General features: G+C 47.3%; 18 protein-coding genes. 12 read left to right on the top strand and 6 right to left on the bottom strand.

Going from position 1 to position 21,229, the window contains the following annotated elements; translation table 11 throughout:
- Positions 1–28: 28 nt before the first annotated feature.
- The 4 genes from DU481_RS06170 to DU481_RS06155 all read left to right on the top strand — a co-directional run bounded on the left by DU481_RS06170 (position 29) and on the right by DU481_RS06155 (position 4,410).
- On the top strand, positions 29–637 hold the full coding sequence (locus DU481_RS06170) for a hypothetical protein (protein ID WP_350133353.1): 609 nt from the start codon (positions 29–31) through the stop codon (positions 635–637).
- On the top strand, positions 638–3,547 hold the full coding sequence (locus DU481_RS06165) for a hypothetical protein (RefSeq protein ID WP_350133352.1): 2,910 nt from the start codon (positions 638–640) through the stop codon (positions 3,545–3,547).
- Between the two features lie 93 nt (positions 3,548–3,640).
- Positions 3,641–4,213: an ATPase gene (locus tag DU481_RS06160; RefSeq protein WP_350133351.1), complete on the top strand. Its 573-nt coding sequence runs from the start codon at positions 3,641–3,643 to the stop codon at positions 4,211–4,213.
- Positions 4,210–4,410, top strand: a complete 201-nt coding sequence (locus DU481_RS06155; protein ID WP_350133350.1) for a hypothetical protein — start codon at positions 4,210–4,212, stop codon at positions 4,408–4,410. The genes DU481_RS06160 and DU481_RS06155 overlap by 4 nt, the downstream gene beginning before the upstream one ends.
- 118 nt (positions 4,411–4,528) lie before the next feature.
- On the opposite strand, the gene DU481_RS06150 is transcribed toward DU481_RS06155, so the two are convergent.
- From DU481_RS06150 to DU481_RS06140, 3 genes are read right to left on the bottom strand one after another with little or no spacing between them, the layout of a single operon-like run.
- Entirely contained in the window at positions 4,529–6,169 is a 1,641-nt protein-coding gene (locus DU481_RS06150) for an efflux transporter outer membrane subunit (protein WP_350133349.1), read from the bottom strand.
- A gap of 56 nt (positions 6,170–6,225) precedes the next feature.
- A complete protein-coding gene (locus DU481_RS06145; protein WP_090321460.1) occupies positions 6,226–7,476 on the bottom strand; it encodes an efflux RND transporter periplasmic adaptor subunit in 1,251 nt (416 codons plus the stop codon).
- Between the two features lies 1 nt (position 7,477).
- Complete coding sequence (locus DU481_RS06140; protein WP_090321457.1) at positions 7,478–10,726, bottom strand: efflux RND transporter permease subunit; 3,249 nt, start codon at positions 10,724–10,726, stop codon at positions 7,478–7,480.
- A 433-nt stretch (positions 10,727–11,159) separates the two neighbouring features.
- Between DU481_RS06140 and DU481_RS06135 the strand changes: the two genes are divergently transcribed.
- From DU481_RS06135 to DU481_RS06115, 5 genes are all read left to right on the top strand, one after another.
- Positions 11,160–11,639, top strand: a complete 480-nt coding sequence (locus DU481_RS06135; protein ID WP_350133348.1) for a PDZ domain-containing protein — start codon at positions 11,160–11,162, stop codon at positions 11,637–11,639.
- A 330-nt stretch (positions 11,640–11,969) separates the two neighbouring features.
- Positions 11,970–12,695, top strand: a complete 726-nt coding sequence (locus tag DU481_RS06130) for a hypothetical protein (protein WP_350133347.1) — start codon at positions 11,970–11,972, stop codon at positions 12,693–12,695.
- A 72-nt stretch (positions 12,696–12,767) separates the two neighbouring features.
- Positions 12,768–13,364 (top strand): DUF6988 family protein, encoded by a 597-nt coding sequence (locus DU481_RS06125; protein WP_350133346.1) that lies wholly within the window; start codon positions 12,768–12,770, stop codon positions 13,362–13,364.
- Positions 13,365–13,517: 153 nt separating this feature from the next.
- On the top strand, positions 13,518–13,871 hold the full coding sequence (locus DU481_RS06120; RefSeq protein ID WP_350133345.1) for a hypothetical protein: 354 nt from the start codon (positions 13,518–13,520) through the stop codon (positions 13,869–13,871).
- A gap of 355 nt (positions 13,872–14,226) precedes the next feature.
- Complete coding sequence (locus DU481_RS06115; RefSeq protein WP_350133344.1) at positions 14,227–16,452, top strand: hypothetical protein; 2,226 nt, start codon at positions 14,227–14,229, stop codon at positions 16,450–16,452.
- Positions 16,453–16,542: 90 nt separating this feature from the next.
- Here the strand turns inward: DU481_RS06115 and DU481_RS06110 are convergent, their stop codons facing one another.
- Genes DU481_RS06110 through DU481_RS06100 form a run of 3 tightly spaced genes read right to left on the bottom strand, consistent with a single transcriptional unit; the run spans position 16,543 to position 18,555 of the window.
- The gene (locus tag DU481_RS06110) at positions 16,543–17,802 is read right to left on the bottom strand and encodes a hypothetical protein (protein WP_350133343.1); all 1,260 of its coding nucleotides are present in this window, start codon (positions 17,800–17,802) and stop codon (positions 16,543–16,545) included.
- A gap of 31 nt (positions 17,803–17,833) precedes the next feature.
- Positions 17,834–18,121, bottom strand: coding sequence for an RnfH family protein (locus tag DU481_RS06105; protein ID WP_350133342.1), 288 nt, complete (start codon positions 18,119–18,121; stop codon positions 17,834–17,836).
- On the bottom strand, positions 18,118–18,555 hold the full coding sequence (locus DU481_RS06100) for a type II toxin-antitoxin system RatA family toxin (RefSeq protein ID WP_350133341.1): 438 nt from the start codon (positions 18,553–18,555) through the stop codon (positions 18,118–18,120). Before DU481_RS06100 ends, DU481_RS06105 begins: the two co-directional genes overlap by 4 nt.
- Positions 18,556–18,643: 88 nt before the next feature.
- Between DU481_RS06100 and smpB the strand changes: the two genes are divergently transcribed.
- The 3 genes from smpB to DU481_RS06085 all read left to right on the top strand — a co-directional run bounded on the left by smpB (position 18,644) and on the right by DU481_RS06085 (position 20,939).
- Positions 18,644–19,087, top strand: coding sequence for an SsrA-binding protein SmpB (gene smpB, locus DU481_RS06095; RefSeq protein ID WP_107803800.1), 444 nt, complete (start codon positions 18,644–18,646; stop codon positions 19,085–19,087).
- Positions 19,088–19,141: 54 nt separating this feature from the next.
- Positions 19,142–20,473 carry a COX15/CtaA family protein gene (locus DU481_RS06090; protein WP_502889918.1) on the top strand — a complete coding sequence of 444 codons (1,332 nt, stop codon included), beginning with the start codon at positions 19,142–19,144 and terminating at the stop codon, positions 20,471–20,473.
- A 343-nt stretch (positions 20,474–20,816) separates the two neighbouring features.
- The gene (locus DU481_RS06085) at positions 20,817–20,939 is read left to right on the top strand and encodes a hypothetical protein (RefSeq protein ID WP_350133339.1); all 123 of its coding nucleotides are present in this window, start codon (positions 20,817–20,819) and stop codon (positions 20,937–20,939) included.
- Positions 20,940–21,229: the final 290 nt, after the last annotated feature.

Below are 21,229 nucleotides of genomic sequence, written 5' to 3'. Positions count from 1 at the left end.
ATAAAGCCAAAGATATTATCCTTAATTTATGACACTAAACAAAGAGCAACAGCGTGTTTACGATTGGCTCAAACAAGAGCTAAGTTTACCTGTGTTTGGAAATGCATATAAAGGCGCCATTCTTTTTTTAAACCAAGAGTCGGATGGATATATTACTTTTGTGTCTCACACCGGAAGAGATTTAATGAATGCGCTTGCATCGACTTATAAAGGTGTAGAAGGAGGACGTGTTCAGTATCCAGATCTTGTTGATGGCATAAAAGATGTTTGGAAAAGCGAATGGAGAGATCATGGAATTGAGAGTTCAACTGACGAAAAATCAGGTCATTTAATTCCTTACCAAGCATGTCAGAAAATTACTGATCTTATAGACAAACATGAATCCGGTCGAAGCCGGAATTCCGATGCGGATAGCTTGTTTTTCAGTACATTCCTTGATTACTCCATCAAGGATAAGATACCAGGTAATTTTCTTAAAGACTGGAAATCTGCAAAACGTTGGTTTGTCGCACATGCTCATCTTCGGAAAGGCGATTTCTCAAAGGATGAAAAAATTGATTTAGCAAAATACTTTAGTAATTTGCATAGCTTTTTGTATGTGGCGGCCAGTAGTCAGTATGAACGAATAAGGAATTGAATGAAATCCTGGAAGACACCAACGGATGAATTAATAGAAAGAGCTCTGTCTTCGGTTAAAAAAGAAACTGATCGACAGTATTTTTTTTCTAAACTTAAGAACCCATTATGGATTAATCCACTGATAGAACGAGGATTTTTCAAACACCCTCCTGAAATAAATCACCTACCAGATGACCGTGTTCAATTTCCGTTCTGGCCTGAATTTCTTTACCTCAAGAATGTTTCACAAGATGCTCCTGAGCAAGTCATCCAAATAATATTAAGCATTCCTGAAACAAAAAATGAAAGAATTTACGACGGTATTGTTGAAATCGCACTTGGTCTGAAAGGAGAGTTTTCGAGAAGACTTTTACCAAAGATTCTTGAATATTTTAAATTGGAGCATCTATTCTTAGCATATCGTTTCCATGACTTACTAGTTCATTGGATTACTGAGGATCAAATTGATGCTGCATTAGAAATAACTAAAAATCTTATCTCCTTCCAATCCGATCCAAGATCCAGGCAAAAGCAGCAACAGCGAAGAGAAAACTCTGAAAACAGTTTCAGAACCATGTTAAAACCAACACCACGTTTTGATGAATGGGTATATCAGCAGATTCTCGAAAAAGGCATTCGTCTATTGATTGAAAAAAAGCCTTACCAAGTCGCGTGTATTTTAATTGACGCAACTGCAAGTATGATCCTACTGAGCACTCATAAAGATGATCTTGAAAAAGGTAACGATGAAGATTTTTCTGAAATATGGTGCCGTCACCTCAATCACCCGGATCAAGATCACCAAGAATCCAAAGAATCTTTGGTTCTTACATTGACTTTCGCTTGCGAAAAAGTTTACGAAATAAACCCTGAATTAATTGAAGCGCTCGATCAAGTGTTGCGGAAACAGCAAAGGAAAGTTTTTAAGCGTTTACGCCAGCATCTTTATGCGTTAAATCCAAGTGACCAGACTTTACCTTGGATACGCGAGTTCATTCTCGAGTACAAAGACTATGACAAGTGGGATTATCACAAAGAATTTCAATTGATGATCCGTAAAGCTTGCGAGCATTTTGGCGCTCCCTTGCTCAGTAACGATAAACGTATGGAAATTTTCGCTGCTATTCTGAGCGGCCCACCGAGAGAGGACTTCCGTGAATGGATGGGAGCAAACTTTACTGAAGAAAAATTCCGACAGTTGCAACGTAATTTTCATCGAAAACAATTACATCCTTTTAAGAATCTGCTAAGTGGAAAGTATCAAAGCTACTTCAACGAGCTAGAGAATGAATTTAAGAACAAACCATTGTCTGATGAAGATTATGTGCCTGTGAGTGAATCTAGAAGTGGATATGTGTCTTATAGAAGCCCCCTACCGCCTGAAGTATTAGCGAAACTAACGGACGAACAATTACTTGATTACATCAATGATTGGCAGGAAATACATCGTGACAAGGACGACTGGTTTACTGAAATCAACATTGGGGCATTAGCTGAGGCTTTTCAGTCGGTTTTCAAAAATTCAATTATTGTTAATGGAAATCGCTTGTCATTTTGGCTAAAAAATTACATGCGTATTGAACGGCCTATCTACATCAGACTTTTGGTTAAAGCCATGCAAGAACTCATAAAGGAACATCATTTCGAAAAGTTAGAGCAATGGATTGAAGTCTGCAATTGGGTTTTATCACATCCTGACATTGAAAAGAAAGAAGAGTTGAGGCGAAGTGATGAGTCAAAAGATAATCCAGATTGGCGAAGTTCGCGGCGTGCCGTGATAGATTTCCTTGACGCATGTTTGGATAAGGATAGTGATACTCCAGTTAGTGCAAGAGATGGTTTAGCAAAGTTACTGCGTTTTTTGTGTAGTCAGTTTGACTGGCGATTGGATCGTAATAAACCAGTTATATTGAATCATGATGATTCGCTCATAGAGGCGCTTAATAATAATCGAAGCTTGGCACTGGAAAAGCTTGTCAATTTTGGCTTCTGGGTCCGCCGACATTCACCGAATGACCAAGTACTGGAAGTTACAGAGATACTCGAAGAACGTTTTAAACCCGATACAGAATTTCCACTTACAAAACCAGAGTATGCAATTCTTGGTATGAACTATGCTCGCGTTTTTAATTTGAATCATGAATGGGGTATCCGACACAAAACTAACTTTTTTCCACAGGGAAACATTGCCTTTTGGTTAGAAGCTTTTGGCAATTATTTAAAATTTAATCGCCCGGTTAAGGAAATTTTTGTTGTTCTGCGAGAAGATTTTGTGTTTGCGCTCGAACATTTGGATGAGCTAGAAACCATGAAATCGCTTGAAACGAAGGTCGTTGATAATCTTGGACAGCACCTTTTTACTTACTATCTATGGGAAGTCTTTCCACTAACAGGTGAAAAAAGCCTGCTGGAAAGGTTCTACGAAAAGACGGCTGAAAACCACCAGTACTGGGTAAATATTTTCAATTACGTCGGTCATTCGTTGAAAAATAGCGGGAAATCCTTGGAACCCAATTTGATTGATCGCATCATTGCTTTTTTCGACTGGCGATTTGAAATTAACGAGCCTGAAGAATTACAGAAATTTACTTATTGGTTGGCTGCAGAATGCCTCGATCCTGATTGGCGTTTGAACACTTATTTGAAGATTCTTGATGTCGGTAAAACAAAAAATAACGTATATCTTTCGATTGAACTGAAAGTGCTAAACAAAATGCTCGCAAGCCATACGACTCAGGTCGTAGAATGCTTTGCCAAGCTCACGGATTTGATCGACCAAAATAACAATCTCTATATACAAGTCGAAGAAGCAAAACCCATCCTGAAGGCGGGTCTTAATAGCGAAGATCCGCATGTTCAGAAAAATGCTGAACGCGCACGAGAAAATCTCTTGCGTGTTGGACGTTTCGATTTTCTGGATATTGATTGATAAGAAATCAAGTTTTTGGTCGATTTGGCAAATCGAATGTCCGTTCCAATCATCCAAAGAATGTACGCAGAACAAACGTAAGGAAATTACTTAATGCTCACCTGCTGGATCATTGCCGGCCCCAACGGTGCGGGTAAAACCACATTCGCACTGGAATATCTGTCCAAAGTGGCGAGCTGCACTCATTTTGTTAATGCCGATCTGATTGCAGCCGGTCTTTCTCCACTGGCACCGGAACGCGAACTTATTGCGGCAAGCCGCATCTTTTTGAACGAGATCGAAGAAAACATCAAGCGCCGCGAGAATTTTGCATTTGAAACCACGCTTTCAGGCCGTAGTTATTTGCGCCTGATCCATCGGCTGCAACGTGATGGCTGGCAGGTGGAATTGATTTATCTTGCTTTGCCCAGCGCCAGGATATCGGAAATGCGTGTCGCGGAAAGGGTTGCGCATGGCGGCCACAATATTCCGTTGCGCGACATCGAGCGGCGTTTCCCGCGCAGCTTGGTTAATTTGCTCAATGTATTCAGCCACAAGGTCGATCGCTGCATTTGTTTCATGAATGATGGTGAAAGTCCCATTTTAGTGTTTGAACAAAAAGGCGGCAGTCGTGATATTCTTCACGAAATTTATTATCGCCAGTTATTAACGAGCATCACGGAATGAAAGTTACACTGAAAACAACGCCCTCCAAAGAAAGCCAAGTAATCCTGGATTCCCTGCAAAAAGCAGTAACGCAGGCACTTGAAAGGAAACGCCGCTTGGGCCAGTACGCCGTCGTCTGGCGGAACGGTGGGCCAGTGATGATTGGCGAGGATGCGCCGAAGGTATCAGAAAATCCTTTCAATCGACCGACCAAGTAACCATCCAAGTAGCGCAACCATGAAAAGCAACCGGTACCCATGTACTCGTCAGAACCGGCTTGCTTGCAGCGCCATTACCTAACCTAGTTCAAAGGAAACAACTCCAAAGCTTCTGCGCTTAAGGCGATTTACGTACTTTTATGTACGAGGATTCAACTGAGGGTTTTGTTAAATTATTGTTTCTGTTGTTTCTATCGGCAGGATTCGCATCGACGTCAATCTCTCCGGCTGGTGCTGGCTTATCAAGATCAGTATATTGCAATACGTCAAAGGGTTGAATTTCGTTGTCGGCGGGTAATTGATCGCGATTCCAGCCTCCTCCAAGCGCACGAATAAGCGCCACCGATGCTTTCAGTAGATCAGTCTTGATCTGTACAGAATCGATACTTGCCGTCAGCGTACCGAGTTGGGAATAAATGAGTTCAAGACTGGATGCCAAAGCGCCCTTATAGAGTTCCATGGTAAGGTTTTGTGTTTTACGTGCAGCTTCGACGGCGGCATCCTGCCGCTCGGCAGCAATAGTTATCCAATGAGTCTGGGTCAGGTTATTCTCAACTTCGCGAAAAGCGTTCAGTACGGTCGAGCGATATAAATTTTCTGTCTCGCGATAGACCGACCATGATTGTTGTAACTGCGCCCGACGGTACCCACCTTGGAAAAGTGGAATGGAAAAAGAGGAACCATAAGCCCAGAAACTGTTAGCCAAGCTAAGCAGATTGAGTCCGGAATCCTCAAGCCCTCCTCCAAGCCGGAAGGATACGTTTGGAAAAAAAGCGGCGCGTGCAATTCCAATGGTGCGGTTAGCCTGTGCCATCCGGCGCTCCATAGCGGCAATATCGGGCCGGCGTTCTAGTAAAGTAGATGGAACTGTCTGTGGAAGGCTAAAATTCGCGGCAAGGAGGTTATCTACCGGTTCGAGTTTAAAACTAGCTGGGGCAAGATTAAGGAGAATTGCGATAGCCTGTTCCATCACTTTGCGCTCACCATGCATCAGAGCCAATTTTGACTCAGTAGCGTACAACAGAGACTCAGCACGCGCTACGTCGAGAGCAGAAGCGATCTTGCCTTCGAATTGAGTCTCTACAACAGTTAATGAGTAGTTATAAAGGTCGATCGACTGTTTGTAAATCGCGATTTGTGCATCCAGTCCACGCAGTGTGAAATAATTCGATGCAATTTCCGCCTGTAGAATAAGGCGTGCCAGTCCATAATCGGCCGCGCGTTCCTCAGCACGATAGATTTTGGCTTGTGCAGCATTCCGGAGTTTCGACCAGAAATCCGGTTCCCAAGATGCGATTCCATCCATGAGAACTTGAGTATCACTATCAGGTTCTCCGGGGGCACGGAAGAGGGTATGGTCGGATTGTCTGTTATTGTTGCCACCAAACCCAAAACCCATTTGGGGGAAATATCGAGATCGTGCCTTCATCATTGCATAACGTGCTTGAATAAACCTTTCGGCTGCAGCATGCAAGTCTGGATTGGCTGCCATCGCCTGTTCTACGAGACTGTCAAGAATTGGATCGTCATATAGCTTCCACCAATCGGGCCGGAGTACATCATCCGACGGATTAGCCTTAACGAAAGAACTCGTGCCCTCCCAAGAATCCGGAACAACGAATTGAGGTTCTTGATATTTGGGTGAAAGATCAAATGCAGGAAAAGGAAGAGAACTGCAAGCCGCCAGACTGACTGCTAGAAATAAAAAACCACCCAATCTTACGCCGAAACGATAGAGTCTTGAAAATATGGATTCCATTTTTACGCCGCCAGTCAATTATAGTCAAATGATTGAAATGATCGTTATGGTGCATGCTATCCGTCTAACGCTTGTTTTGGGCTCGGATCCGGCATTTTTGGATGTGAGGCTGATTTCGACTTCTCACGTGATTCCACTGGTTCATTGATCATGTCATATCCCGGTCTGGGCGTTACAATTTTCACCAGGTCGCCTTCAAGCAGGGCAGCGCTGGGATTGTTTATCAGTCGGTCCTCTGTCGTGACGCCCCCGCTTACTTCAACAGTAGCGTCGAGGAACCTGGTTACCGTGATTGGCTTGAAGCGAACACGGTCATTTTCATCTACATAGGCAACTCGAACTCCCATTTCATCAAATACCATCGAGCTGGATGGAATCGAGAGATGATTATGCGCAACCTCTACGGTCAGATTGACTGATGCATAGGAGCCAGGCCACAGGTCCCGCTCTTCATTTTCAATCACGAATTGGGTGACCACCGTACGTGTACTCTCATTGAAGCCGCGCGCAGTAGTTAAAAATTCGGCAGTGAAATGCCGGTTGGAAAATTGCGGCACCGTTAAATCGGCTTTCAAGCCATCATGCATAACAGCACCGTATGCCTCAGGTACATTGACAAACAAACGCAACCGGCTGATGTCCGCGACAGTAAAAAGATTGCGGACTTCACCTTCCGGTGTACTGATAGTGCCTTCCTTATTGATGAAGTCTCCCACATTAATGCTACGGTTAATGACTACACCGTCATACGGCGCAACAATTGTTTTGAACTGAATTAATGCTTCATAGTTACTGACTCTTTGTTTGGCGGCATTGACCTTTGCCTGTTGGGCTTTTGCTTCGGCAACCTTTACCGAAATCGCTTGCTCGGATACCGCCTGGTTTTTTCGCAAGGCGATATATCGTTCCGCAGTGAGTTTAGCAAGATTATTAAGGGCTATTTCCGACTCCAGATCCGCCTTGCTTTGCCGGTATTTAGCATCAAGAGCCGGCGCATAGATTTCGGCAAGGACATCCCCTTTTTTCACAATCGCTCCCCAATCCTTGTGCCACATCTTCACATAACCGGATACCTGGGCATAGATCGGCGCCTGAAACCAAGCCTGAATAGTACCCGGAAGCTTGATGGTTTCTGTAGAAGGCAGTGGCTTGGCATAAACGATAGCTACTGTCGGAGTGTCATTTTCAATCGCTTTTTCTTCTAAAGCGGCCATGTTTCCTCTGGATTCAATGACCCGATAACCCATGTAGGCGACCCCAAGAACGATCACCAAAATCATCATGCTTTTTTGCTTTGATTTCTCCATATCATGAGTCTCCTTGTTGAAGGGCGTCTTGCTGCTCATTTTTAGAAACGCTTCGCTTGCGGCTGTAATAGATGACGGCGTACACACAGGGAACAAAAAACAGGGTATACACAGTTGCGAACGTCAAGCCGCCGATAACCGCACGACCCAGCGGCGCATTGGTGGATCCTCCCATAGCCATCGGAAGCATGCCCATAATCATGGCTGCTGCAGTCATCAGTACAGGACGAATACGCGCTTTGCCTGACTCAATCGCGGCTAACAACGGATCGCCATGAATTTGGATGCGCTCCCGTGCATAGGACACGACCAGTATGGAATTCGCCGTGGCCGTTCCCATCGCCATGATGGCGCCTGTCAGAGCCGGTACGGAAATGTTCGTTTGGGTCAGGAATAAAGCCCAGGCAATGCCTGCTAACGCACCCGGCAATGCTGTAATGATGATGAAAGGATCCAACCATGATTGAAAATTGATGACAAGCAGGAGATAGATCAGCACGACAGCCGCTATGAGGCCGATAATCAGTTCGCCATAGGTAGTAACCATATTCGCGGCTTGACCGGCGATTTGAACTTCGGAACCACGAGGGACTAAATCGTCCATCTCATCAACAATCTTCTTGACATCATCCAGCACACCGCCAAGCCCACGCCCTTCGGCAGATACATAGACCTCGATCAACGGCATGATACCCCTATGGGTAACCAGACCGGGTGTTCCTACCGGTGATAGTTTCGTTAGATTGCCTAGGAGTTGATAGTCCTGATCCAGACCGTCATCCCCTATCTTCTTGACAGGAATCGTGTTCAAGTCATTTACACTTGCGACCTGAGGTTGAGGGTTATATATATTGATCTGATAGGAAACCCCGGTTTTCAGATCCAGCCAGTATTTCTGATCGATCTGCTGGGTTCCATTAGTGGTTATCAACATATTCAGAGCAATGTCCGTTTCACTCTTGTTAACACCGAGTCCAAATGTTCTTTGGCCTTCGACAAACATAGTTGGCGTGCGCATGGTTTGCTGGATGACTACGTCGGAGGAACCAGGAATTTTACGTAGCTTAGCTTGCAGTTGGCGTGCATACTCGTAGTTTCCGTATATGTCCATCCCGTTAATCTGAACAGTAATTGGAGAAGGAGAACCGAAATTCAAAATTTTCGCTATCAGATCGGCTGGCTGAAATGTGAATTCACTTCCTGGATAGCGCTCTTTCAAACCTTTATGAAGAATTTCACGGAGATCCCACACTGCCGATTTTTCGTTGAACAGGGTAATTGTGAGATCGCAATCCTGCGTTCCGATGGTGGGCGTCGGAATAAACGCTAGGTTATGCGGTCCGACGGGTATGCCGCAATTACTGACGATATCTTCGACCTGCCCGGGAAGCAATTCTTTGATATCGTTAGAAACAAGCGTGGCAATGCGGTTTGTGGATTCCATCCGTGTACCGAGAGGCGCCCGCATGTGCATCTGGATGGTTCCCGATCTGACTTCAGGAAAGAAATCACGTCCGTTGAAGTAGAACAAAATAAGAGAGATAAGCGCGAAAGCCAGCATGATCGTTGCAAGTCGACGGCGATTTTCAATTGTGTATTCGAGCAATCCGCTATACCAAACACAGAATTGAAGAAAGCGAGCCTCGAATCCCTTCTGAAAACGGGAGAAAATTCCCATATGATGCTTTAATCTCTGCTGAAAACCGGCAAACCTCCCCGCTGGCTTTTCATCGCTCTGGTGCGATTCCTTTTCGTGTTCCTCTGCATGAGGATGCTTAATCAGATATTTCGCCATGGTCGGTACAAGCGTACGCGACAGAATGAAGGACGCCAGCATAGCAAATATCACCGCCAGCGCCATTGGCTTGAACAGAAAACCCGATACGCCAGAAAGCGTGAACAGCGGCAACCAGACAATGCATATGCATAATGTAGCAAGCAGCGTCGGAATAACGATTTGATTTGCCGCATCAATGATTGCTTCATCGAGTCCTTTACCCATCTCCAGGTGTGTATCGATGTTCTCTATCATCACTGTCGCGTCATCGACAAGAATCCCTACCGCTAGCGCCAATCCTCCCAGCGTCATGACGTTCATCGACTCATTCAGCACTTGCAGGAAGATAAGGGAGGTTAAAATACACAACGGAATTGAAGTCGTAACGACTACCATGGGACGCCATGAGCCCAACATGAGCATGACAATCAAGCCGACAAGCAGACCAGCGATCGCCATCTCATGTGTTACCTCCTCAATGGATTCCCTCACGAAGAGCGATGCATCGGTAATGATTTTGACATCCACATGAGACGGCACGATCTCCTTGATACGCGGAAGCGCTGCCCTGATGCCGTTGACTACGTCCAGGGTCGATGCCTCACCACTTTTCATGACGACAATAATGACAGCCTGTTTACCATCCACCATTACGGAGTTTGTTTGCGGGGGACCTGCAAGCTGAACATCGGCGACGTCACGCAAGAACACGAAGGAATTGCCTTCTCTTTTAATCGGAATCTCATTGAATTCCTCGATATTGGGCGGCATCGCGTTTGTTTGAACCATCCAGTCTGTCTGACCGATCTTCATGTCACCCGCGGGCAACACAATATTCTGTCGATCGAAGGCCGCATGGATATCCGTTGGCGACACATTACGAGCCAACATTTTGTCTTTATCGAGGGACACCAAAAGCTGTTTGGGTTTTCCACCGTAAGGATGCGGAAGAATCGCCCCCGGGATCACTACAAGCAAGGGTCTGATTTGCGTATAAGCTAGATTATAGAGTTCTGCCGGCGTCATCTCATCTGAGGTAACCTGCAGACTGGCAACCGCTACCGAAGATGCTTCCAAACGCATGATCATTGGCGGCGAAATATCCGGTGGCAGCGCGTTGACAATGGTCTGGCTTATCGCTGTGACTTCCGCTTCAGCACCAGGGAGGTTAGTATGGGGCTGAAGAAAAATATTTGTGATGCTGATGCCATAGTACGCTTGACTGACGATATCCGAGATACCTTCCACCGTCGAGGTCAGCATGCGCTCGAAGTAAAAAGTGATACGACCGGACACATCCAGCGGCAACATGCCGGCGTAAGCCCAAACTACAGAAATTACGGGAATTTTGATAGCGGGAAAAACATCGGTCGGTGCATGCCGTATCGCTCTGATTCCAAATATAACGATCAGAATTGAAAGAACTACAAAGGTATATGGTCTTCGTAAAGCGATCAGTACAATTTGATTCATACTATGCTCCCATACTTCTTCGGTAAAAAAATCGCTTTATCCACAAATACTGCGCGTAAGAAGGAGATTTAATCCATTTGCAAACCCTTTTGCTTTTGTGAAGGTTTAGCGCGTTATTAATTTTCAAAAAATGGATATGCCCTAAAAAACCTCGGAAGCTTTCAACCACCAGTTTATGTAGTTGTACTGATTAAGACGAGGTGTCATGTTTTTTATCTTTCATGACGGATTTATTATTTCATCTGTAAAATTAGATGTATATACGAGTGTAACCTTATGGCTTAACCCAGTATTGAAGTTGTCCCCTTGAATCGTCCCGGGTTTTCGGAGATAAAATGATTCGAAAGGAGAAGATGAAGGATCAAATCAGTTATTCACCGGAAGTATGGGAACGAGCGAATGAGATATTGCGGAAGGCACCAGCTGGCCGGACGTGCGCGCCGCGCATCAAGGCAAAATCCATCGCGGTGCGGACGAGGACTACCACGCCCCCGGAGACACCGCCGACAAAATCGACACCGCCGGACTGGTCAAAGTTGCCGCGATCCTAAAAGGAGCCACCGAATACCTCGCCAACCGCATCGAACCGCTGACGGTCACGCTATCGGCAGCTCCCGCTCCCGCCGAATCCGCCGCACCGAAGGAAAAACGTACAACCAGCCTCGGCACCGTCCCGGATTTCTCTTATCAAGGCGAAGGCGTTCGCATCGACAACACTCTCCCCGGCTCACCCGCGCAACAAGCCGGACTGCAACCGGGCGACATTCTGATTCAATTGGCCGGACAACCGGTTAGCGACTTGGCGTCGTATGCGGCGATTTTGCGCACACTGAAGGCGGGGGAGAAAGTGGAATTGCGATATCGGAGGGATGATGCGGTTAAGGTTGCTGAGGTGGTGTTGGTTGAGCGGTAGCAGCCTAATTGCTGATCCCGGATCGCTTCGATTGTTGGAGCTGCAACCGAATCGCCGGATGAAGCTTGTGATCAAAAATAATAGAGTGTTACTCTATGAGATATTGGCTTTTACATGCCTTTTATGCGCTAATGGGCTAGACGGAACAATTTTATAGCTGACAACATTATCGTATTAGATTCAATTAACTGTCTTATTCAATTTGTCAATTACTATTAAAACATGATGATAGATAATATTCTCCGTGGTTATAGGACATTTTCGCCAGGATTATTGGACAAAATGACTTATATATTACGTTAGCCAGCCATCATAAATAATCGAGGTTCTATGAGCGATAATGACAATGGAAACAGATGGTGGGAATATTACGCAGTACGGTACTTCGTCGGCACGGTAGTCGGGGCTGGTGTTGTCGCAGCGCTTAATCTAATTCCAAGCTCCCCATATGTGTCACTGCTTTCTTCTCTTACGCAATTTACGGATGCATCTTTCAAAGACCTATCATTATTTGGAGCTGTCGGATTCGCCTTCTGCTACATTGCAAGCGCGCCAGTTTTAGCGCTACACGCCGCACGAGAACACTTGCGTTTCACACAGCTATACAATCGCCCACGTATATTTATCCTTTGTCTCGCCGCCTCAATCATAGTTTCTGTCACACTTTCGCTATATCTGGCACCTACGGTGCCAGCATTAGTGCTAGCTGGCATACTTACCCTCCAAGTATTTCCATTACTTTGTGCATTTTCTACAAACTTCCGTGAAGTCGAAATCTTTTACGAGCATCTATCAACAGCACGTGCAAAGGGAAAGGGCGAGAAACCTGATTACGCAATCAAAGAGGTAGTGGAGTCGTTTCGTCATCTCCGCGAGCACGGAAACGCCATGCTGATATTGGTGTTTGAACTTATCTTGGCATTTATTCTCTTTCAATTGCCTTGCTCGAGTTTCGCCATCCCCGTATTGCTGCTATGGCTAGCACCGGCAAGCAGCGCTTGGCTTGTTGCTACTATTGTAGAGGTACGATTCGCTCACAAATATGGAAAACCATAGGTTGGCTAACCCTTCATTCAAGAAGGACAGCGCAAAAGCGCGCAGCTCCTCACTTTTACGTTACGCGCAACTATGAGCTACGTAGACGAATCCAAGAACATTGCCATTTGGCTTCAAAAGAAACTTGACGGTTTAGAGATATCGAGTGATGAGCGTACTCGCACCGCAGCCGGATGCTTCGATACAGTCTTGGAGCATCAAGTGGCGATCTCTATACTTCTCGAAAATAAACTTTACGGTTCGGCATTTACTCTCGCGAGATCGGTATTTGAGGGATATGTCCGTGGAATTTGGCTACACAAATGTGCAACGGATTCTCAAGTCACTCGATTTCTGAAAGGTAAACTTGACCCAACCTTTCATGAGCTTATCGATGACATCGAAAAGTTAGATGGTTACGCAGTTGGAGTAATATCAAATGCAAAAAAAGCTGGCTGGACCACGCTCAATGGATTTACACATACTGGATCAGTTCAAGTATTAAGTAGAAATTCAAACGACTTTATAGAATCGAACTACCCAGAAAGCGACATTATTGCTATTGCCGGATTCGTAAACGCTATGGCATTGCTGACAGGAGTCGAAGTGGCTTATCTCTCCAAGACCGAACCGGAGAAACTTGCAGAGGAATTCTTAGATAAAATGAAAGAATATACAGGAAACACATAACAATAAAATCTAGCGGAGGGCCGTAGGATGGGCTAAGGTACGAAGCCCATCTTTCGAGTTACAAATATACTCAACCATTTCCGTATCAACAAACAAAAAAGGAGTAGGTCTTGCTTCTTTCATCATAGGCATCAACTTTACGTTAGGAGCAACATGAAACGAAACATTGTCACCATGCTCTTGCTGCTAGCTGCCTTGCCGGTTGCTGCCTGGCAGTATCAATCGCTTTCCGGTCAATACCGCATCTCGGGTCAAACAGTGATTGATCCACCGCCATCCGAGGCGCAGGACACACACTTGCACCTTGAGTTGTCCGGCGCTGCCGCACGAGATTTATACAATGCCATGAAAGTTGACCCCAAACCAGACGAGTGTGCCGGGAATGGAGCCATGATAAAGACCATCGGAGAAATGCAGTGCCTTCGCTCCCAGAATGGAAAGGAATTTCAATGTTCTTTCGCAATCGACATTGCAAACCAAAAAATAACGGGAGCGAGTGTATGCTGATGGTTTCCCGCCCGCCCCTCACTCCACAGTCAACCGGGTGTCCCAACCGCGACGTTGTTGGGATTCCTTCCGCGTCATGCAATCCGGCACTGGTTACTTAAACGTTTCTTAACATTGCAAATAATCCAAGCTCAAAATATTGCGCTACATCAAAGAACTATTAGACCAACCTGATAAAATTCTTTAAGCCGTAGTGCGAAACGTCTCATTCGCGCGGTTAATTCTGTTATGCTGATTTTGCTGCGATCGGCGAATCCGGCCAGCAGTGCTTAAATCTGTCATTTGTTCCAAATTCTGTTTCTCTACAGACTGTTAATCAATAGTCTGTCCACATCATTCTGATAAGGAGAACATCATGGCCATAAAAGACAATCCCCGGTTCTACGAGCTTATCGTCGTCACTGAGCTGGTTGACGTTACAAGCGATACCAACCCCCCTGAAGTTTTTGCGTATGCATTCTCGTCCGATGGAAGCATGCTTACCTCTGCGCCAGTTAAAGATGGCAGCAAAGCGGCGTTGCGCATTCCTGTATCTGCTAGTAAGGAACGGTTGCGCATCCTGGTTGGTCCGGCATCCGAGGAGAAAAACGCTGGGTACGACGATTTGATGCGCCGCGGTGCACAGCAGCAATTTCTGCTGGCCGATCCGAAAAATCCGGTCAAAGAATTGCGGTTCCGCGTGTTTCCGGATATTTGGCATTGCTGGTTTCTCCGCGCGTGTTTCGTGCGCGGAAAGCTGATGAAACGGATTACCGTCGGCGGCACGGCGGTCGAATATCCGGTGTGCAATGCGACGGTCGAGGTCTTTGAGGTCGATCCGTTGCATATCTTGATTCCGAAGCTGCCGGACGCGATTATCGACCGGCTGCGCGATGTGATCGTTCGTCCGCGCCCATGGCCATCGGTCGTCGATCTGCCGCGAGTCCCCGAACCGTTTCCGTGGCCCGGCCCGGGACCCGATCCAGCACCATTTGAGCGGCGCATGATGATGGCAGCTTCGGGCGCCATGCAGGAAGCCGCTACGCCGGAAGACACCGCGGATGCGTTCGATGAAATCGCGAACGCGACGGAATTGAAATACATCGCCAAAGCCGGCAGCCGGTTGCAATTCCAGCAAGCATTGATCGACCATGCATTCATTATCCGTCCGTTGCTCTGCCGTTTCTTCCCGCTGCTGGTGACCAAGCAAAAAGTCGCGACCACGACCACCGATGCCTGTGGAAAATTTCAAACGGTGTTTTTCCGCAGCTGCAACGATACCGACATTCCCGATCTTTATTTCAAAGCGCGCCAGCGTTTGTTCGGTTTCCTGGATGTGACGATTTACGAACCCAAACCGGTCTCGTGCCATACGCATTGGGATTACGTCTGCGGCAGCGAGGTCACGTTGTACACCAAGCATCCGCTGGCGCAAATCTGCTCACCTTGCCCGCCGGTGATCGGCCCCGCTAATTGGGTCGCGTTTCTTGCCATCGGCGCGCATGCATTAAGCCATATCTACGGAACCGCGCCATCGCTGCAAGGCAGCACTGACGACGACAATCGCGGTTTGACCGATAGCGGCGCGCCGTGGGGCAGTTTGCTGCGGCCGCGCCTGGAGTTTTCCAATGCATTGGAAGCGCTCGGTGTGAAGTATTACCGGGTTTCCTGGCGTAAAGGCGATAGCGGCGATTTCGCGCCGCTGAGCAGTGCGGTTTATCACTATTACCGCCACGATGTGAATACGCCAACCGGACCGATGCCCGCGTGGACACCATATCTGCTCGGACCTAAGAACGCCGACGACGGCACCGGTCACATGGTGCCCGATCTGTTCGAGATTCCCTACCCGTCGGTCGCGCCCGAAGGGGTTTGGGATGCGCCGCCGCATATCAGCGAGATCGTTGAGCATTTCAGTAATGCGAAATTCCCAACACAGGAATTGGCAGCAGGCATGGCGTATGATGCCAATGGCAATACCGTTGGAACGGATAACAGCGGTAAGTACCAGCTTAAGCTGGATTTGTTCAATGCCACCGGTCAGCCGGTCAACATCGCGGCATCAGGCATTCAGTATGTCGTACCGGATGTGCCCGACCTGACCGGCACGATTTACACCACCGCTGCCGCGCCGCTCGGCTTGGTGGTTGGCAATAGCATGATTGTGACGCTGCACGTCGACAACAATCACTGCTTTGCCGGTATCGACGCGCCAACCATCGGGGCCTTGGCAGCCGATCCGTGCTGCGGCGTGCTGAATTATGCGGCTAAAGATTCTGTCACGATGACATGGCAAGCCAAACATCCGCATGGATTCGCGCGCTATCACTTCGGTGTGGTTCGTGGGGCCAACAGCGTACTGCAACTCCCTACTCCCGGCGGCTGGGATCCAGTTGGTAGCGGCTCGTTCTCAACCACCCGCGCGGTATCGAATCTGCTGAACGATAACCTGCCTCCGGGTTGCGCGATCGACGGCTGCCCAGTGGCTGGCTTCAGCGAAAATCTGTACGTGGATGCCACGGCAACGGACGGCTGGACCAGCGAACTTGGTTACGATGCCAGCGCAGTTCGTGCGTTTGTATTGTCGAGAGCGGCAGTTTAAGAGGAATTGAAATGCTGGGGCTGTAGCAGATTCGCTGAGCTTGTTAGCAAATTTACTACAGCCCCAAATTTTTCAGGTTCCTGGAAGTGATTAGTCTCGGATTTTCAACCGGAATCGCGGCGCCCGGTTTTTTGCCGAAGATGACAACCGGTTAAGCCCCAACACGGTGATGCGATGCACGCTGTTGAAGCTGGGGGCACCGTCCTGGTCGCGCAGAATGGACGATACTTTGTATTCCAGATAGCCTGCTCGCGGATCGAAACGGATGTCGTGAATCCAGATGCCTGCCCGTTGTACCCTTTGATGTTCGCATTCGTTGACAAGCTCCCAGCCGGTCAGCATCGGAATGGCATAGTCGTAAGGCAGCTCATTGATGCGAACTGTTTGGGTGCGCACCACGCCGTCAACGCTCTTGCGGCAGGTGTCCGTTTTTCCGGTACGGGGATTCAGCGCCAGGAAATCTCCGTGCAGTTTGACGCTGCGGCCGCGGATCTGAGCAGCGCGGGTTTTGATGCGGTGCGTGTGCGTGTTGTTATCCTTGAAAATGGTCTGCGTCACCCAGTGCGGGGTACCACCGAGACTGGGTGCTGCACTGGCTTGCGACAAATTGTAAGCCACTTGCAACAGGCGATAATCCACGCGATCCCTCCATTGGCACGGCCACAGACGCCATTCGCATTCAAAGGTATCGGTATATTGGAAATCAAATCCGCGCGGAATAATTGCAACCGCATCGTATTTTCTTAACATGCCTTTGTGACCGGTATTTTCCAATGTGGCCACTGCACCTTGATTTTCAGTCTGTACTATCGAAGATTCAATGCCGTTGTGATCTTCTTCTATGGTGGCGTCAATTGCCGTGGAATGGTAACCCAATGCCGTATAAAACACGCAAAACTCAAAAGCGTCTTTGCGACTCTGATCTTCCAGCGTGCCTTTTGCCTCGAATACCAGAACCGTGGAGCCGGTGTTCTTAACCAGCTTGCTGTGCGTAATATCGGCCCGCATCGAGTTGACTTCGCGATCCTGGTTCAGATAGCGTAAATCCCAGCCATTTAATACGACCGTGCCACTATCGACGTAATCCGGCATTTCAATCCATTGCAGCAGGGTGACCGGTTCCGCTCCGTTATCACGCTGCATGCATTTTTTCCCTTCGAGCAGAATGAATTTGCCTTGATCTTCAAATACCGTTTTTGCGTCGGACTTGAGCGACAGTTGTTCAAAGGGTGTGAGGATTTTTGTGCGGTCTTCCGCATCAGGTTTTTTCTTTTCCGGTTTTTTAGTTGCGCAAGCGGAAAGGGAAAGCAGCAGGCACGTTGTAAGCAGTATCAATACAGCGCGGATCATTTTTACTCCCTTGAAATTGAGCTAGGGAAAGTCAGCGGTCATTTTTCTTGGCGCGTAATCTTCTCGCTTCTTTCGGATCGATAATCAAAGGCCGGTAAATTTCAATCCTGTCATGTGGCTCCAGCACAGCCTGCAATTGGGTCAATTTACCGAAAATACCCAGTTTGTTTTTAGTCAGATCAATCTCCGGAAATTCATCCAAAACGCCGGAACACCGTATCGCATTTTCAACCGTACACCCTGGAGATACATCGAGTTTTTTCAGAAATTGAACTTGCGGCAGCGCGTAAGCGATTTCAATCTGCATCGGCACCGTCATCGCTTGCCGTAAATCACTTCCGCCCGCTCGATGAAATGTTCCACGAAACTGTTTGCAATCATATGAAATACCGGCCCGACCAGTTTCTCAAGAATCTTGTGCGAAAAGGTGTAATGCAAACGGAATTTGATTTTGCACGCGCTATCCGACAGCGGGATAAATTGCCAGTAACCATCCAAGTGTTCAAATGGCCCATCGAGCAAACTCATTTCGATCAAATCCGGCTGGAAGCGTTTGTTCTTAGTGGTAAAACTGTGTTGAATATGATGATAATCGATCTTGACGGTTGCGTGCGTCGTGATCTCGTCTTGCGGTTCGACGGAGGTACCGCCGCACCACGGGAGAAATTCAGGATATTTCGCCACATCATCCACCAGCGCAAACATTTGGCTTGCTGAATATTCAACCAAAACTGATTTTTCTATTTCTGCCATAAAAGTAAATCACCCCGTATCATGAGGTAATATCGAAAAACTGATAAAATACACGAAATCTAGTGATTCCCACCCATTTCATACCTGTATGAGTATAGTACAAAATAAAAAAGCCTTTCACGATTATTTTATCGAAGAAAAGTACGAAACCGGCATGGTACTGGAGGGATGGGAAGTCAAAGCCATTCGCGATGGCCGGGTTCAGTTGAAAGAAGCTTATGTTATTATCAGCAACGGCGCACTGTACTTGATTGGCAGTCATATCAGTCCGCTCAAGACAGCTTCAACGCATATCAATCCCGATCCGGTCAGAACCCGCAAATTGTTATTGCACGCGGAAGAAATCAAACGGCTCATCGGCAAAGTTGAACGCGCCGGATACACGCTGGTTCCCCTCGATATGCACTATAAAGCGGGCAGAATAAAACTGGAAATCGGCTTGGCCAAAGGCAAGAAACAACACGACAAGCGCGAATCCGAGAAACAGAAGGAATGGGAGCGCGACAAGCAACGCTTGATGCGCGCCAAATAAAAACGGTAATGCGTTACCGGACTCAATTTCAGAAATAATTTTTATTTTACGACTATGCAAAAACCTATTGCGATCTGGTTATTAATTTGTTGTGCCCTGGTATTCGCCATGATAGTGGTCGGCGGTGTTACGCGCTTGACCGACTCCGGGCTTTCCATCGTCGAATGGCAGCCGATTGTCGGCACCATGCCGCCCATCACGCAGCAAGACTGGGATGTGCTGCTGGAAAAATACCGCGCCACGCCGCAGTATCAGCAAGTCAATAAAGGCATGAGCGTCGATGAATTCAAAAGCATTTTCTGGTGGGAATACTTCCACCGCGTACTCGGCCGGTTGATCGGTCTGGTATTTTTTGTGCCGTTTGTTTATTTTCTGGTGAAAAAGCAAATCGACCGGCCGCTGGGCATCAAACTGGCGGGAATATTCGTATTGGGTGGCCTGCAAGGATTCATGGGTTGGTATATGGTCATGAGCGGTTTGGTCAATGACCCGCATGTCAGCCAGTACCGTCTGACCGCGCATTTGGGATTGGCTTTTGTCATTTTTGCCGCGATGTTCTGGGTCGCGTTGGGATTGCTGTCGCCGCACCGCGAATATTCCCCGGCAAATGACAAATTGCAAGGCCTGCGGCGGTTTTCCTTCAGTCTCTCTTCATTGATTTTTATCATGGTGCTATCCGGCGGTTTCGTGGCCGGTATTCGTGCAGGCTTGGCCTACAACACCTTCCCGCTGATGAACGGGCATGTGATTCCACCCGATCTCTTTATCCTCGAACCGTGGTACCGCAATTTTTTCGATAACATCACCACGGTGCAATTCGATCATCGTTTGATCGCCTGGATACTGGCCTTCTCCGTGCCGATTTTCTGGCTCAAATCACGCACCGTGGAACTGCAAGGCACCACACGCCTGGCATGCAACCTTTTCCTGCTGATGCTGGCGGTACAAATCAGCTTAGGCATCGCAACACTGCTCCATGCGGTGCCGATTCCATTAGGTGCGTCGCATCAAGGCGGAGCGGTGCTGCTATTTGCCGCGTCGTTATGGGTCAGCCACCGCTTATCTCTTGTCACATCCACACAATCTCATGGGAGCACTTGGTTGAAGAACGTCATCTGGGGCTGCATTGCCGTTTCAATGCTCTTTGGACTCATTTATGGCGTCACAACCACGGGAGCCAATCCAATAGGAGTTCCGGTGATCGTAGGAATTGGAGCTCTGCTCTACTTTATCCCGGGCTTTGTTGCCACATCGCGAAAACACCCGAATCAGACAGCCATAGTCATCTTGAATATCGTCGCAGGATGGACGTTTCTTGGTTGGGTTGTAGCTCTGGTTTGGGCAAGCTTGCGAATCAAACCCGAAGACTCGCAGACTGCTGCATGAATCAGACCGAGCTTCGGAATGCGGCAGCGAATTGGAGGTACTGCAAGGCCGTAAGATGGGCGAAGGTACGAAGCCCATCTTTCGAGTTACAAATCATACCTAACCACTTCCATATCAATAGGATGGCACTGTTATCAACAAACAAAAAAATCAAGCCTTGCTTTTTTCATACAAGCAAGCTGTTTGAGTGAACGTGAGCGTTGCACAACATCGAACGGCGTTTTCCACGCAGCCTTGGCAATCTTTTCCAAGTATTCAGTCACAGTGTTGATCATTGCGTTTGTTTCATGAATGATGGCGAAAGCCTTGTTCTAGTGTTTGAACAAAAAGGCGACTACAAGGAATGAAAATCACCCTGAGAGCAACACCTTCCGAAGAAGACCAAGAAAACTTGAATTCACTGCAAAAAGCTATAACTCAGGCACTTGAAAAGAAACACCGCTTGGGTCAGTACGCCTTGGTCTGACGGAACGGCAGGCCAGTGATGATCGGTGAGGATGCACCAAAGGAACCGAAAAACCCTGTCAGCTAGGGAAGCTCTGCTGAAAAACTACTGACTCGTTCATGCTGTGTTGAGATCAGTCTCAAAATACTCATTTACTCAATGTAAACTACGCTTTTTCACCTGATTTTGCCTTGTCTACAAATTGCTCGCTACCTTTCTCAAAACCTCTCTAACAGTGACTGCAAGCCGCTTCACTCCGATCAGACGGTTTCCAGTTGCTTGCAGAATCCCGATTAGCGCAGAAATACTTA

Source organism: Nitrosomonas sp., from assembly GCF_040240425.1.
In the GTDB taxonomy this organism is placed as follows: Bacteria; Pseudomonadota; Gammaproteobacteria; order Burkholderiales; family Nitrosomonadaceae; genus Nitrosomonas.
The sequence above is the reverse complement of the archived record's forward strand: the minus strand, read 5'-3'. Positions and strand labels throughout refer to the sequence as shown.